Below are 14521 nucleotides of genomic sequence, written 5' to 3' on the forward strand. Positions count from 1 at the left end.
GCCCGGAAATGCGGCAATCGGGGTGAGATGCCCAAAAATGGGGCTGACTCACTTTGCTGCGGTGCAGAAATGGGCAGAGTGCAGAGGCAGGACCGGGTCTGCAGGGCGGTTCGGGGCGACGAACTGCCCGGTTTTCAGCCGCTGGAACCGGATTCGGAATGGTTGCGCAACGCCGCATCCGGGGTCAGACTCGCGCCAGGCGAAACGGATCAGACGACGGGACTTCCACCATGGACAGGCTGCAGACAGCGCTTGCACAAATCGACGCGGCAAACGCCGCCGACCCCAAGGGCGAGGCGCTGGCCTACGGCGAACGAATGACGGCCGAGCTGTCTCGGCTGTTCCCCCAGGCCTCGGACGTGTTGCAGATCGCGGCGCGCGGCCAGCATGTCGAACGCTGGCTTCTGCCGCGGTCGGACTACCCGGAGGGCAAGGCGGGCTATCTGGACTGGCGCCGCGAACAGGGCCGCCGCCATGCCCAGCGCGTGGCGGGGATCATGGCCGCCTCGGGCTATCCTGCGGAGGACTGCGACCGGGTGGGTGTGCTGCTCCGCAAGGAAGGCATCAAGCGCGACCCCGAGGTGCAGGCGCTGGAGGATGTGATCTGCTTTGTCTTTCTGCGCTGGTATTTCGCCGATTTCGCGGCCAAGCACGAAGAGGCGCAAGTGCTGGACATCGTCCAGAAGACCGCGCGCAAGATGTCCGAGGCCGCTCGCACCCGGGTTCTGGCCGAATTCCCCCTGCCCGAGGCTCTGGCCCAAGCCTTCCGCCCTGCCTGATCAGCGCCGCAGCCGCGCGTCCAGTTCCGCGTTGATCGCCCCGCCCAACAGGACGGCCCAGACACTCAGGTACAGCCACATCATCAGGATGATGACCGCGCCGATGGACCCGTAGATGGCGTTGTAGCTGTTGAAGTTCGACAAGTAGATCGAAAACCCGATCGACACCCCGGCCCAGGCCAGCGCGGCGACCAGCACCCCCACGGTGATCCAGGGGCTGCGGAACCCGCCCGGCACATTGGGGCCGAACCGGTACAGGATCGACAGGCAGGTCACCACCAGCAGGAACATCGCCCCCCAGGGCAGGACCTTGGTCAGCCAGGCCTCGAAGGTGCCGAAAGTCACGTAGCTGAGAAGGATCGGAACGACCACGACAGTGACCAGAGCGACGAACAGCGCCCCGATCAGCGCGACGGTCAGCACGAAGTCCACCGCCCATCCTTTCAGCCAACTCCGAGGCTTGGACCGGTGCACCACGTCCAGCCCCTGCACCAGCGCCGAAACCCCCGCCCGCGCGGAATACAGCGCAATCGCCAGCGACAGGATCGTGGTCCATTGCAGGGCCGACTTCGGCGCTGTGATCAAGCCCATCACCTGGTCATGGATCAGCGTCCCCGCTTCGGGCGGCAGGAACCGTTCGGCTACCACCAGATAGCCCTGGATCACGCCAGGGTCCGCGAACATCCCCCAGACCGCCACGGCGGCCGCGAGACCGGGGAAGACAGCGAACATGGCAAAGAAAGCAACTCCGGCGGCGATCAGGCCGAAATGGCCGTCACCGACGCGCAGCCAGACCGCCACGATGAAATCCCAGACCTGCCGAAGCTGTCTCATGCCGCCAGCATCCCCCGGAATCCCCTCCTGCGCAACTTGAAGCCGCCCCATGCCCGGCGCATGATAGCGCCAACAGGAGGACCCCCATGAGCTATATCCCGAACCCCGACCGTTACGGCCGGATGATCTACAACCGCTGCGGCAACTCCGGCCTCAAGCTTCCGGCAATCAGCCTCGGCCTCTGGCACAACTTCGGCCACGACACACCGCACGCAACCAAACAGGCGATCTGCTGCACCGCCTTTGACCTTGGCATCACCCATTTCGACCTCGCCAACAACTACGGCCCCCCGCCCGGCAGCGCCGAGGAGGCCTTCGGCGAACTCCTCAAGACCGATTTCCGCTCCCTGCGCGACGAACTCATCATCTCCTCCAAGGCCGGCTACCTGATGTGGGACGGCCCCTACGGTGAATGGGGCAGCCGGAAATACGTCATCGCCTCCTGCGACCAGTCGCTGAAGCGCATGGGCCTCGACTATGTCGACATCTTCTATTCCCACCGCTTCGACCCGGACACGCCCTTAGAGGAAACCATGGGTGCCCTCGACCACATCGTCCGCTCCGGTCGCGCGCAGTACATCGGCATCTCCAGCTACAACTCCCAGCGCACGCGCGAGGCGGTGGCGATCCTGAAAGACTTGGGAACTCCGCTGCTGATCCACCAGCCCAGCTACAACATCCTGAACCGCTGGGTCGAAACCGACGGTCTGAAGGACACACTGAAGGAACTGGGCGTCGGCTCCATCGCCTTCGTGCCCCTCGCGCAGGGCATCCTGACCAACAAGTACCTGAACGGCATCCCCGCTGGCAGCCGCGCCACCCAAGACAAGTCCCTGCATCCGTCCGTGGTGGAAAAGGCCATCGGCTCGGTGAAGAAGCTGAACGACATGGCCGCCGCCCGCGGCCAGACCCTCGCTCAGATGGCGCTGGCCTGGGTGCTGCGCAATGGCGGCATCACCAGCGCCCTGATCGGCGCCTCAAAACCCGAGCAGGTTGTCGACTGCGTTGGCGCTTTGGAGAAACTGGACTTCACCGCCGACGAACTGGCCCGGATCGACGCCATCTCCGAGGAAAAGGACATCAACCTCTGGGCCCGCTCCTCCGAGGACTGAGTCCCAATGCGAAAAGGCCCCGGATCATCTCCGGGGCCTGTCTCTCATTCACTCGGCGGGAACCTTCGCCACCTCGTCCGACAGCGGATAGGGCAGGCGGTCCACCATCTCCTTGGGGCAGACCTGAAGGAAGTTCAGCCGCTCGCGGTCCCAGTTCGCGAGGATCCGTTCGGCGATCCGGCTGCCGGTCTCATCCAGGTGGCGCTGGATCAGGCCCTTCAGCTGCATCTCCCAGTGCGGATGCTCCACCGCGCAGGTCAGAATCGACTCCAGGTTCATGAAGTCCTCGGCCACGCCCTCGGGATCGTAGACATAGGCCATCCCGCCCGTCATCCCCGCCCCGAAGTTCGCGCCAATCCGGCCCAGGATGACCGCCACGCCGCCGGTCATGTATTCACACCCGTTCGACCCGCAGCCTTCCACCACAACCGAAGCGCCAGAATTCCGCACCGCGAACCGCTCCCCGGCCCGACCCGAGGCAAACAGGAACCCATCGGTAGCCCCATACAGCACAGTATTCCCGATGATCGTGTTCTCCTCCGCCTTCAGCGGCGAGGACATCAGCGGCCGCACCGTGATCGTGCCGCCCGACAGGCCCTTGCCGACATAGTCGTTGGCGTCACCCTGCACTTCCAGCTTCAGCCCCCGGACGCTGAACGCGCCCAGCGACTGCCCGCAAGACCCGGTCAGCTTCACCGTCAGATGGTCAGGCTGCAGCGCGTTCCGCATGCCGAACTTCTTGACGATATGGCTCGACGCCCGCGTCCCGATGGTCCGCAAAGTGTTCCGCACCGCGTAGGACAGCTGCATTTTCTCGCCATCCTCAAAGAACCGATGTCCGTCGCGGATGATGTCGGCGTCGAGCGTGTCCGGAACGGCATTGCGTGGCTTCGACCGGTCATAGGTGATCGCCCGCGCCCCATCGACGCTGATCAGCATCGGGTTCAGGTCGAGGTCATCGAGGTTGGCCGCCCCGCGGCTGACCTGAGTCAGCAGATCGGCCCGCCCGATGATCTCATCCATCGACCGCGCGCCAATCGACGCGAGGATTTCCCGCACTTCCTGGGCGTAGAAGGTGATCAGGTTCACCACCTTGTCCGCGCTGCCGGTGAACTTCGCCCGCAGCCGTTCGTCCTGCGTGCAGACGCCCACCGGGCAAGTGTTCGACTGGCACTGGCGCACCATGATGCAGCCCATCGCGATCAGGGCGGCGGTGCCGATCCCATACTCCTCGGCCCCCATCATCGCCGCCATCACGATATCCCGGCCGGTCCGCAGCCCGCCGTCCGTGCGCAGCGTCACCCGCTCACGCAGGTTGTTCATCGCCAGCACCTGATGCGCCTCGGTCAGGCCCATCTCCCACGGCAGGCCAGCGTACTTGATCGACGTCGCGGGCGAAGCCCCCGTCCCGCCGTTGTGGCCCGAGATCAGGATCACGTCGGCCTTGGCCTTCGCCACGCCCGCCGCAATCGTGCCCACACCCGACGACGACACCAGCTTCACCGTCACCTTGGCGCGCGGGTTGATCTGCTTCAGGTCGTAGATCAGCTGCGCCAGGTCCTCGATCGAATAGATGTCGTGGTGCGGCGGCGGGCTGATCAGCGTCACCCCCGGCGTCGAATGCCGCAGCCGCGCGATCAGCGCCGTGACCTTCATCCCCGGCAGCTGGCCGCCCTCACCGGGCTTCGCGCCCTGGGCCACCTTGATCTCCAGCTCCTCGCAGGCGTTCAGGTATTCCGCCGTCACGCCAAAGCGCCCCGAGGCCACCTGCTTGATCTTGGCGCTGGGGTTGTCCCCGTTCGGCTCCGGCGTGAAATGCGCCGGGTCCTCACCACCTTCGCCGCTGTCGGACTTCGCCCCAATCCGGTTCATCGCCACGTTCAGCGTCTTGTGCGCTTCCGGAGACAGCGCCCCCAGCGACATCCCCGGCGTCACGAACCGCTTGCGGATCGAGGTGATGCTCTCCACCTCCTCGATCGGCACCGGCTTGCCCAGCGCCTTGATGTCCAGAAGGTCGCGCAGATGGATCGGCGGGTTCGCCCGCATCGCGGCGGAATACTGCTTCCAGATGTCATAGCTCGCCCGGTCACAGGCCGATTGCAGCATGTGCATCGTCTGCGCTTCCCAGGCATGCTTCTCGCCCGACCGCCGCGCCTTGTAGAAGCCGCCGATGGGCAGCACGTCCGCCCCACCCAGCCAGCCGCGCTTGTGGACCTCCTCCAGCTTCTGCTCCACGCCCGTCAGGCCGATCCCCGAAATGCGCGACTGCATGCCGGGGAAGTATTCAGCCACCATCGCGCGGGACAGACCCACCGCCTCGAAATTCAGACCCCCGCGATAGCTGGAGATCACCGAGATCCCCATCTTCGACATGATCTTCAAGAGCCCTGCGTCGATGGCATCCCGATACCGCCGCATCGCATCGGTCAGCGAGCCATCCAGCAGCCCCCGGTCGATCCGGTCGGCGATGGAATCCTGCGCCAGATACGGGTTCACCGTGGTCGCGCCCGACCCGATCAGCACGGCAAAGTAATGCGGGTCGATGCACTCCGCCGACCGCACGTTGATTGAACAGAACGTCCGCAGGCCCTTCCGCGTCAGCCAGCTGTGCACCGCAGACGTGGCGAGGATCATCGGCATCCCCACCTTCTCCGGCCCCTGATGCTCATCCGTCAGGACCAGCTGCCCCGCGCCCGACCGCACGGCATCCTCGGCCTCGGCCCGAATCCGCTCCAGCCCCTGCCGCAGGTCATCCAGCCCCTCGCCCACCGGGAAGGTGCAGTCGATGAACGCCACCTGGTCGCCAAAGCGCTGCACCATCACGTCGAACTCACGGTTCGCGATGAAGGGGCTTTCCAGGACCAGGATTTCCGTCTGGCTGTTGTTCTCGTCCAGCACGTTCCGCAGATTGCCGAAGCGCGTCTTCAAGGACATCACGCGGCCTTCGCGAAGCGAGTCGATGGGCGGGTTCGTCACCTGGCTGAAGTTCTGCCGGAAGTAATGCGACAGCGGCCGGTAGACCGACGACAGCACCGCAGGCGGCGTGTCATCGCCCATCGAGGCGACCATTTCCTTCCCGTCCTCGGCCATCGGCGCCAGGACCTGCTCCAGCTCCTCGATGGTGAACCCCGCCGCGATTTGCCGCTTGCGCAGGTCGCCGCCGGTAAAGGTCTGCGTCTCGGGGATGTCGCGCAAAAGGCTATTCAGGTCGACGATCTTGCCCACCCACTCGCCATAGGGCTGGGCGGCGGCCAGTTTGTCCTTCATCTCGACATCGTGGTAGAGCTTCCCCTCCACCATATCGACCGCGATCATCTGCCCCGGCCCCAGCGCCCCCTTCTCGCGGACGGTCGATTCATCCACCGGCACCATCCCGGCTTCCGACCCAGCGATCAGCATCCCGTCCCCGGTGATGACATAGCGCATCGGCCGCAGACCGTTCCGGTCCAGCCCGCCGCAAACCCAGCGCCCGTCCGTCATCGCCAAGGCCGCCGGACCGTCCCACGGCTCGATGACCGAGTTGCAGTAGGAATACATGTCCGCCCAGGCCTTGGGCATGTTCACCGTCTGCTTCGACCAGGCCTCCGGCACCAGCATCGTCTTGGCCATCGGCGCCGACCGCCCCGACCGCACCAGCACCTCGAACACCGCATCCAGCGCGCCCGAGTCCGACGTCCCGCCCGGAATGATCGGCTTGATGTCCTCGGCCGCCTCGCCGAAGTTGTTCGACGCCATGCGGATTTCGTGGGACTTCATCCAGTTGACGTTGCCCTTCAGCGTGTTGATCTCGCCGTTGTGCGCGAGCATCCGGAAGGGCTGCGCCAGCCACCACTGCGGGAAGGTGTTCGTCGAATAGCGCTGGTGGTAGATCGCGAAGGCGCTCTCGAACCGCTCGTCCAAGAGGTCCGGGTAGAAGGTCGACACCTGCTCGGCCAGCATCATCCCCTTGTAGATGATCGACCGGCACGACAACGAACACAGATACATCCCCTGGATGCCCGCCGCCGTCGCCGCCTTCTCGATCCGCCGCCGGATGATATACAGCTCGCGCTCGAACTGCTCCTGGTCGATGTCCTTCTCGCAGCGGATCAGGATCTGCTCGATCTCCGGCCGCGTCGCATTGGCCTTGTCGCCCAGCACCGACACATCCACCGGCACATGCCGCCAGCCGTAGATGTAATGCCCCATCCGCAGGACCTCGGTCTCCACGATGGTCCGGCAGCGTTCCTGAGCACCAAAGTCCGTCCGCGGCAGGAAGACCTGGCCAACAGCGATCAGCTTGTGGACGTCCGGCTCATGCCCCGTCCGCCGCACCTGGTCATAGAAGAACCTGACCGGGATCTGCACATGGATCCCCGCGCCGTCGCCCGTCTTGCCATCCGCATCCACCGCGCCGCGATGCCACACCGCCTTCAGCGCGTTGATCCCGTTCTCCACGACCTTCCGCGACGGCTTGCCAGAGATCGAGACGACCAGACCTACGCCGCAGGACGAATGCTCATCCTCGGTCTTGTAAAGCCCGTTCGCATCCAGCCAGGCGCGCTTTTCGTCTTCGGCCTTCACCCAGGCGGCATCGTATTTGGTCATGGCATTACTCCTTGGCTGGCTCGGCGAGGAAGGTCTGTTTGGTTTCGGCGACTGGTGGAGCCGCAGTGAAAAGTCGGTCTTCGCCGAACTTGGCGTAGTAGGCTTTCGATGATCCGCCCACAGTCACAGCGCGGAAGAACGGAACACTTAACGGATAGGACAGATAGCTGTTCTCGATCGAGCCGGTTTGCACGATCACTCCGTCCAGCCCCAGAAGTGTCCAGGTTCCGCTGGAACTGTTCCCGCCGAACGCACTGAAGCAGGAATGGAATTCAGCAGAAAAGCGCCCGATGACTTCTGCATTCGGGCCGACGAAGTCTTCATCCCTAGCGAAAGAGTTGGTGCGCTCACCGTCTACGTAGGTAACTTCGCTTCCGCGTCGGACCGTCACGCCCCGGGGAAAGTCTTCTGGCCCCCGAATGATGTCCGGCCCGTTCATGGTCACAGTCATCGGCACGCCCTTGTCAGCAGGGCACCAGTCCGTTGGAGCGGCAAGATAAGCGACGTCTAGATAGAAGGTCACAGCGTCTTCCGCCGATGCAGCTCCGCCTGCGATCGAAACGCCCGAAAGGACGAAGGCCGTAATCGAAGGTAGCTGCGTCATCTCTGCGTACCTCCTCATTCACTGGCCAGAAGCGGGAACTTCTCCACGCACTGCGCTCGCGTCAAAACTTGCCGATCCGTCGCCGCGAAGGCGTAACTGTCAGGCTTGTGGTCGATGTAGATCTCATTCGTCATGGTCAGCCCGTTCGCATCGTCGAACGTGCCGATGGGCAGCTCCAGATTGCCCGCGTAAGGCCCTTCCACCGTCACCCGGAACCACAGGGCCGACCCGCATTCCGCGCACCAGGCCCGCTCCCCCCAAGCGGAGGACTGGCGCTTGGCGATATGCTCCGCGCCCGTCCACTCCACGTTGCCTTCGGGAACCGTGATCCCCAGCAGGGCCGAGCCGGTCCACTTCCGGCACATCGGGCAGTGGCACACCCCGAAGTTCGTCCCCGTCAGCCGCGCCGTGAACCGCACCGCGCCGCAGAGGCATCCGCCCGTCCGTTCAAGGCTCATGGCTGACCCTCCACACCGGCAGCGAGGCCGTCAGCGCGTCGCAGTCATACAGCGGCTGGCTGGAGAGGAACCCCTCCTCCCCCGGGAAGATGAACTGAACGGGTGAGCCGTCGATCGGTAACCACTGGCCGTCACCGAGGTCGGTCTCGCCCGGCCCGGCAAAGAACAGGCGCCACTCGGGATGGACATATTCGTTGCCCTTCGACCGACGCAGGACATTGCCCGTCAGGTCGTACTCGGTGAAATCCACCTCGGTTTCCTGCAGCGTGATCCCGTCGATCAGCACGTTCTTCCCGGTCAGCCGGTCATAGCCTTCGGCCCTGCTCCCCGTCCCGTCGGCTTTCGACAGGCTGAAGCTCCAGGTATCCATGCCTTCGCCAAGCAATTCCGTCATGCTGGCGGGATCGGCAGGGCTCGGGTCCAGCACCTGCTTGATCGGGTCGTAACTTTCGACCCACTGCCCCTCGGCATCGATCTTCGAATAGAAGAACGGCCCCTCCTGATCCAGGTCCACCCGCCACTGGTCGCCCGGATTGTCGGCCTCGCAACGGTAGTAATGCGAGACGCGGCAGGCCTTGGACTGGACGGTCAGGAAAGCGGTGCAACCGGCGGGAACGTCCCAGGTGCCGGCCAGCGCGGGGGCGGCCGGGGCGATCAGGCAGGCAAGGATCAGAAACTTCCGCATCGCCGTTTCACCACTGAAGTCAGGTCAACATGCCTGACGTTTAATTTACTCTGCCGCATACGCGCGTATGCATGGGATGCATACGCAATGTAGACGGGGTGTAGCCTACTCTGCCGCCACTGCTCCGGTCTGGTTCAGGTAGGATAGGATCGCCTCCGCCGCCTCGCGCCCGTCGCGGATCGCCCAGACCACCAGCGAAGCCCCCCGCACAATGTCGCCGGCGGCATAGACGCCGGGCAGGCTGGTTTCATGCGTGCGAAAATCGGCCTTGATCGTGCCCCAGCGGGTGACCTTCAGCTCTGGCACACCCCAGAGGGTCGGCAGGTCCTCGGGCTCGAAGCCCAGCGCCTGGATCACAAGGTCGGCGGGTTCGACATAGTCGGCGCCATCGATGATTTCGGGGGTCTGGCGGCCCGTCGCGTCGGGGGCACCAAGGCGCATCTTCTGCACCATGACGCCTTCGACTTCCGTCCCGCCGGTGAACCCCTTGGGTGCGGAAAGCCACACGAATTCAACGCCTTCCTCTTCCGCGTTCTGCACCTCGCGCTGCGAGCCCGGCATGTTCGCCCGGTCGCGACGGTAGAGGCACTTCACAGAAAGCGCGCCCTGCCGGATCGCCGTCCGCACGCAGTCCATCGCCGTGTCGCCGCCGCCGATCACCACCACCCGCTTGCCCGAGGCATTCAGCTCGCCGCTCTCATACTCCGGCACGTCGTCGCCAAAGCCGTGCTTGTTCGACACCGTAAGGTAGTCCAGCGCCTTCACGATGCCCTTCGCGCCCACGCCCGGCGCCTCGATGTCCCGCGCCTTGTAGACGCCCGTGGCGATCAGCACCGCATCATGCTGGCCGCGGATCGCGTCGAAGGTGATGTCCTCGCCCACGTTGCAGTTCAGGACAAAGTTCACGCCACCATCGGCCAGCTGGGTGTTCCGACGCTCCACCACATCCTTCTCCAGCTTGAAGCCGGGAATGCCATAGGTCATCAGCCCGCCCGAGCGGTCGTAGCGGTCATAGACCGTCACCTGCACGCCCTGCCGCCGCAGCATGTCCGCCGCCGCCAGGCCCCCCGGCCCCGCGCCGATGATGCCGACGCTTTCGCTGCGTTCCGCATGCGGGCGGATCGGCTTGACCCAGCCTTCCTCCCACGCCGTGTCGGTGATGTATTTCTCTACCGAGCCGATGGTGACCGTGCCGTGCCCCGACTGCTCGATGACGCAGTTGCCTTCGCACAGCCGGTCCTGCGGGCAGATGCGACCGCAGATTTCCGGAAAGGTGTTGGTGGCCTGGCTGATCTCGTAGGCTTCCTGCAGCCGCCCCTCGGCGGTCAGCTTCAGCCAGTCGGGGATGTTGTTGTGCAGCGGGCAATGCGACTGGCAGTAGGGCACGCCGCACTGGCTGCAGCGGCTGGCCTGTTCGGCGGCCTTGCGGTCGGCGTACTCCCGGTAAATCTCGTTGAAATCCTGCGCGCGCGAGGATGCGTCACGCTTTTCCGGCATTTCCTTGCCGACCGTGACGAACTTCAGCATCTTCTGCGTGGCCATGGCTGCGCCTTTCACCGGAATCCTTCGGGCCTGCTGGATACAGCGGATCGAAAGGCAGTAAAAGTCAGTAATGTTGACCTATATGCGGCTTTTCGTCTGGAGAAGGCAGAAATGTTGTCCCATTTTCCAGTTTTTAGGTCGCTTTTGCTTACCTATGTGCCCTAAGCCTGCGGGAAGGCATCGATTCTTGCAGGCCGCCCGCTTAGGCCGCCCGTACTTCAGTCAGCGATAACCTGCTGCTTCTGCTGGCCAAGCCCCGCGATTCCAAGTTCCACGACGTCGCCCGCCTTCAGATAGCGCGGCGGCTTCTGGCCCAGCCCGACCCCCGGCGGTGTCCCGGTCGAGATCACGTCCCCCGGATGCAGCGTCATGAACTGCGACAGGTAGCTGACCAGATAGGCCACGCCATAGACCATGGTCCGGGTGGACCCGTTCTGCATCTTCTCGCCGTTGACCGTCAGCCACATGTCCAGCACCTGCGGGTCGGCAACCTCGTCGCGGGTCACGAGCCAAGGGCCGATCTGGCCAAAGTTGTCGCAGCTTTTGCCCTTGGTCCACTGGCCGGACCTTTCCGTCTGGAAGGCCCGTTCGCTGACGTCGTTGGTGATCGCATAGCCCGCGACATGCGCCATCGCCTCGGCCTGACTCACGTACTTGGCCTTGGTCCCGATGATGACCGCCAGCTCAACCTCCCAGTCGGTCTTCTGCGATCCGCGCGGGATAATGATCGGGTCGTTCGGACCGCAGATCGCGCTGGTCGCCTTCATGAAGATCACCGGCTCGGGCGGCACGGCCATCCCGCTTTCCGCGGCGTGATCGGCATAGTTCAGCCCAATGCAGATGAACTTCCCGGTGCCCGCCACGCAGGGGCCAAGCCGGGTGGCCGGGTCGACGACAGGCAGCGTCTCTGGCTTCACCGCCCGCAGCATCGAAAGCCCGGCATCCGACAGGACGCCGCCGCCAATGTCGGGCACCAGGCCCGACAGATCGCGGATCGTCCCATCGCTGTGCAAAAGGCCGGGCCGTTCCGAACCCGCAGTCCCGTGACGCAAAAGCTTCATCGCATTCCCTCAGATGTTGGACCAACCGCCGTCGATCACATGTGCGACGCCCGTGGTATACGAGGCCTCGTCCGATGCAAGGTATACCACCAGAGCCGCGATCTCTTCGGCCTTGGCGATCCGCCCGATGGGCTGGCGCGCTACGAAGGCGGCCTTCGCGGCCTCGTAGTCGCCGGTGGCCTGCAGTCGACCTTCAAGCGAGGGGCTTTCCACCGTACCGGGACAAATCGCGTTGCAGCGGATGCCTTTGGTCACGAAATCCGCCGCGATCGCCTTGGTCAGGCCGATGACGGCGGCCTTGGTGGTGCCGTAGACAAAGCGGTTGGGCGCGGCGATCACCGAGGACGCGACCGAAGCCATGTTGATGATCGACCCGCCGCCCTGGTCGATCATGCCAGGCAGGAAAGCGCGGCACATCCGGTACATTGCCGTGACATTCAGGTCGAAACTGAAGGCCCATTGCTCATCGTCGCAGTCCAGGATGGTCCCCCCCGCGACAAAGCCCGCGCAGTTGAACAGCACGTCCACGCGCCCGGCGGTCTGGACCGTGGCGGCGATCTCGGCCGGATCGCGCACGTTCAGAAGCCGAGTCTCAATGCCATGCTCCGCCAGGCTTTCCAGCGTTGCAGCGTTGATGTCGGTCGCCAGCACCTGCGCACCCTCGCGCGCCATGGCAATGGCGCTGGCGCGGCCGATCCCCTGGCCTGCAGCGGTGACCAGCACCCGCTTTCCCTTCAACCGTTCCGACAAGATCAACAGCCTCCCTTGGCCAGTTACCTATGGGCCTTCACTTGCCGACCCCGGCCAGCGCCCGATCCAGATGCGAATAGCCGCCATCGACGAACAGCCATTGCCCCGTCAAATGCCGCGCGCGGTCCGACAGGGCAAAAACCACCATCGCGGCGATCTCGGCGGCCTCGGTCATGCGTTGGCCAAGCGGAATGCGCGCGGTGATTTCCGCCAGTTTGGCCTGTGGGTCGTCGAAGGTGCGGATCCAGCGGTCGTACAGCGGCGTCATCACTTCGGCGGGCAGGACGGCATTGACCCGCACGCCATGCGGCGCAAGGGCCGCCGCCCATTCCCGGGTCAGGCCCAGCTGGGCGGCCTTTGCGGCCACGTAGGCAGAAGTATTGCCTTGCCCCGTCACCGCCGTTTTGGAGCTGATGTTGACGATGGCCCCCGACGCCGCCTTGATGTCGTCTGCCAACAAATGGACCAGCGTGTAGTAGTGGATCAGGTTCCGGTCCAATGAAGCGCGAAAGGCCTCAGGCCCGGCCTCGATCCCCACCCCGTCATTGCTCCCGGCATTGTTCACCAGCCCATAGACCGAGCCATAGCGCGCCTTGGTCTCTGCTACCGCACGGCGGCACTGGTCATCGCTGGACAGTTCCACCTCGACCCAGCTGGCCCGGGGCCCAAGGCCCGCCAGCCAGTCCGGGTCCGGCGCGCGGCGGGCAAAGATGACGGGCACGGCCCCTTCGGCGGCAAGGTCTTCGGAAATCGCGCCACCAATACCCGCAGCCCCTCCAGTCACCACGATGATCTTGCCTTCCAGCCCCAGGTCCATTGCAGCCGTCCCCCGTTCGCAGACCGCATCCTGCCGCGTTGGCGGGACCGGACCACTTCATTGATCGGCGGTAAAGAACCACAGCGATCCCCGCGCTGTCCATGTCTCACTGATCCCGGCAAGCCGGTCCTCTGCCGGAAACCGCGCCCGGCTTTCCCGATTTCCGGTTTTGCGGCATTCTTTCCGGACAACAACAGGAAGGGACAGCCATGGAATTCCTCAACGTGATCGCCGCAGGCCTGGCAGCCTTTGCATTCGGGGCAGTCTGGTACATCTCGATGTCCAGGCCGTGGATGGCCGCCGCCGAGATCAAGCTTGGCCCGGACGGGAAACCTGCAAACGCCTCGGACAAGACGCCATTCGTCATCGGCCTTGTCGGCATGATCCTGGCCGCCGGAATGATGCGGCATATCTTCGGCATGACGGCCATCGATACGGTGATGGAGGGCCTGACCGCAGGCTTGGGAATCGGCGCGTTTTCCGTGCTGCCCTGGGTGGCGATGAACTACGCCTTCGGGCAGCGCAAGTTCATGCTGACCGTGATCGATGGCGTGAACATCATCATCGGCAGCGGGCTGATGGGTCTTGTGCTGATGCTGTTCTGACCGGCGCGCCGGACAACAGTTCAAGCGGCCATTAAAATGGAATGGAGGGCCCCGCACCCCTACGGAACCCTCCATCCAACCCACGCGTACACCCCGAAGCACCGCGTGATCTGTATAGGGTCCCGAGCATCCTGCCCTGACTTCATCCTTGTGCCTCGAATCCCCCCGCCCCGGCAAGGCGCAAGTGTCGAGGCGTTTAGTCAAATCCGGTACACTCGATGCAAAAGGCCCGCACCTTGTGGTACGGGCCTTTGCGGTTTCCCGGCGGGCCGGGGTTACTTGTAGGCAGCTTCCTTGCCGAAGTGCTTGACCAGAAGATAGTAGAACACCGCGCGGAGCTTGTTGCGCTCGGACTTGCCATAGGTGTCGATGGCGGCGTTGATGCCCTCCATCAGGTTCGGACCGTCCTTCAGCCCAAGCTTCTTGACCAGGAAATTCGCCTTGATCCGCTCCAGCTCGTCCTTGTCCGAGGCAGCGACGGTGGATGCGTCGTTGTCATAGATCGACGGGCCGCAGCCGATGGTGACCTTGGTAAGCAGCGCCATGTCCGGCGTCACCTTGCACTTGTTCTTCAGGTCATCGGCGTATTTCGCGATGAGTTCGTCTCTCTTACCCATGTTTATCCTCGTTCCTGTTACCTGTCCCGTTCCGCAATGTGCCCGCGGACGCGGCAAAGCTTAAGGAAAT

At 64.2% G+C, this 14521-nt stretch carries 13 protein-coding genes; 3 read left to right on the top strand and 10 right to left on the bottom strand.

The annotated features are described in order from the left end of the window. The first annotated feature begins 230 nt into the window (after positions 1-230). On the top strand, positions 231-779 hold the full coding sequence (locus AC2EAL_RS03570; protein ID WP_484722793.1) for a DUF4202 domain-containing protein: 549 nt from the start codon (positions 231-233) through the stop codon (positions 777-779). Here the strand turns inward: AC2EAL_RS03570 and AC2EAL_RS03575 are convergent, their stop codons facing one another. Further along, complete coding sequence (locus AC2EAL_RS03575) at positions 780-1613, bottom strand: YihY/virulence factor BrkB family protein (RefSeq protein ID WP_484722794.1); 834 nt, start codon at positions 1611-1613, stop codon at positions 780-782. Positions 1614-1699: 86 nt separating this feature from the next. Between AC2EAL_RS03575 and mgrA the strand changes: the two genes are divergently transcribed. Further along, on the top strand, positions 1700-2725 hold the full coding sequence (gene mgrA, locus AC2EAL_RS03580; RefSeq protein ID WP_484722795.1) for an L-glyceraldehyde 3-phosphate reductase: 1026 nt from the start codon (positions 1700-1702) through the stop codon (positions 2723-2725). Between the two features lie 48 nt (positions 2726-2773). Here mgrA and gltB read toward each other — a convergent pair whose 3' ends face one another. The 8 genes from gltB to AC2EAL_RS03620 all read right to left on the bottom strand — a co-directional run bounded on the left by gltB (position 2774) and on the right by AC2EAL_RS03620 (position 13229). Further along, positions 2774-7312 carry a glutamate synthase large subunit gene (gltB, locus tag AC2EAL_RS03585; RefSeq protein ID WP_484722796.1) on the bottom strand — a complete coding sequence of 1513 codons (4539 nt, stop codon included), beginning with the start codon at positions 7310-7312 and terminating at the stop codon, positions 2774-2776. Between the two features lie 4 nt (positions 7313-7316). Further along, complete coding sequence (locus AC2EAL_RS03590) at positions 7317-7916, bottom strand: hypothetical protein (RefSeq protein ID WP_484722797.1); 600 nt, start codon at positions 7914-7916, stop codon at positions 7317-7319. Between the two features lie 14 nt (positions 7917-7930). Next, positions 7931-8374, bottom strand: coding sequence for a GFA family protein (locus tag AC2EAL_RS03595; RefSeq protein WP_484722798.1), 444 nt, complete (start codon positions 8372-8374; stop codon positions 7931-7933). Next, positions 8364-9059: a hypothetical protein gene (locus tag AC2EAL_RS03600; protein WP_484722799.1), complete on the bottom strand. Its 696-nt coding sequence runs from the start codon at positions 9057-9059 to the stop codon at positions 8364-8366. Before AC2EAL_RS03600 ends, AC2EAL_RS03595 begins: the two co-directional genes overlap by 11 nt. 105 nt (positions 9060-9164) lie before the next feature. Next, positions 9165-10601: an NAD(P)-dependent oxidoreductase gene (locus tag AC2EAL_RS03605; protein WP_484722800.1), complete on the bottom strand. Its 1437-nt coding sequence runs from the start codon at positions 10599-10601 to the stop codon at positions 9165-9167. A gap of 218 nt (positions 10602-10819) precedes the next feature. Further along, the gene (locus AC2EAL_RS03610) at positions 10820-11662 is read right to left on the bottom strand and encodes a fumarylacetoacetate hydrolase family protein (RefSeq protein WP_484722801.1); all 843 of its coding nucleotides are present in this window, start codon (positions 11660-11662) and stop codon (positions 10820-10822) included. Between the two features lie 9 nt (positions 11663-11671). After that, on the bottom strand, positions 11672-12412 hold the full coding sequence (locus AC2EAL_RS03615; RefSeq protein WP_484722802.1) for an SDR family oxidoreductase: 741 nt from the start codon (positions 12410-12412) through the stop codon (positions 11672-11674). Positions 12413-12449: 37 nt separating this feature from the next. After that, positions 12450-13229 (bottom strand): L-fucose dehydrogenase, encoded by a 780-nt coding sequence (locus tag AC2EAL_RS03620; protein WP_484722803.1) that lies wholly within the window; start codon positions 13227-13229, stop codon positions 12450-12452. 209 nt (positions 13230-13438) lie between these two features. On the opposite strand from AC2EAL_RS03620, the gene AC2EAL_RS03625 reads away from it, so the two are divergent. Then, positions 13439-13834 carry a DUF1761 domain-containing protein gene (locus AC2EAL_RS03625; protein WP_484722804.1) on the top strand — a complete coding sequence of 132 codons (396 nt, stop codon included), beginning with the start codon at positions 13439-13441 and terminating at the stop codon, positions 13832-13834. 275 nt (positions 13835-14109) lie between these two features. On the opposite strand, the gene AC2EAL_RS03630 is transcribed toward AC2EAL_RS03625, so the two are convergent. Then, entirely contained in the window at positions 14110-14451 is a 342-nt protein-coding gene (locus AC2EAL_RS03630) for a DUF2853 family protein (protein WP_484722805.1), read from the bottom strand. Between the last annotated feature and the right edge of the window lie 70 nt (positions 14452-14521).

This window comes from Tabrizicola sp. T74 (assembly GCF_057219935.1).

Excerpts from the sequence above, each read along its gene's own strand:
- AC2EAL_RS03570 (WP_484722793.1), top strand. The coding sequence starts at position 231 with ATGGACAGGCTGCAGACAGCGCTTGCACAAATCGACGCGGCAAACGCC.
- AC2EAL_RS03575 (WP_484722794.1), bottom strand. The coding sequence starts at position 1,613 with ATGAGACAGCTTCGGCAGGTCTGGGATTTCATCGTGGCGGTCTGGCTG.
- mgrA (WP_484722795.1), top strand. The coding sequence starts at position 1,700 with ATGAGCTATATCCCGAACCCCGACCGTTACGGCCGGATGATCTACAAC.
- gltB (WP_484722796.1), bottom strand. The coding sequence starts at position 7,312 with ATGACCAAATACGATGCCGCCTGGGTGAAGGCCGAAGACGAAAAGCGC.
- AC2EAL_RS03590 (WP_484722797.1), bottom strand. The coding sequence starts at position 7,916 with ATGACGCAGCTACCTTCGATTACGGCCTTCGTCCTTTCGGGCGTTTCG.
- AC2EAL_RS03595 (WP_484722798.1), bottom strand. The coding sequence starts at position 8,374 with ATGAGCCTTGAACGGACGGGCGGATGCCTCTGCGGCGCGGTGCGGTTC.
- AC2EAL_RS03600 (WP_484722799.1), bottom strand. The coding sequence starts at position 9,059 with ATGCGGAAGTTTCTGATCCTTGCCTGCCTGATCGCCCCGGCCGCCCCC.
- AC2EAL_RS03605 (WP_484722800.1), bottom strand. The coding sequence starts at position 10,601 with ATGGCCACGCAGAAGATGCTGAAGTTCGTCACGGTCGGCAAGGAAATG.
- AC2EAL_RS03610 (WP_484722801.1), bottom strand. The coding sequence starts at position 11,662 with ATGAAGCTTTTGCGTCACGGGACTGCGGGTTCGGAACGGCCCGGCCTT.
- AC2EAL_RS03620 (WP_484722803.1), bottom strand. The coding sequence starts at position 13,229 with ATGGACCTGGGGCTGGAAGGCAAGATCATCGTGGTGACTGGAGGGGCT.
- AC2EAL_RS03625 (WP_484722804.1), top strand. The coding sequence starts at position 13,439 with ATGGAATTCCTCAACGTGATCGCCGCAGGCCTGGCAGCCTTTGCATTC.
- AC2EAL_RS03630 (WP_484722805.1), bottom strand. The coding sequence starts at position 14,451 with ATGGGTAAGAGAGACGAACTCATCGCGAAATACGCCGATGACCTGAAG.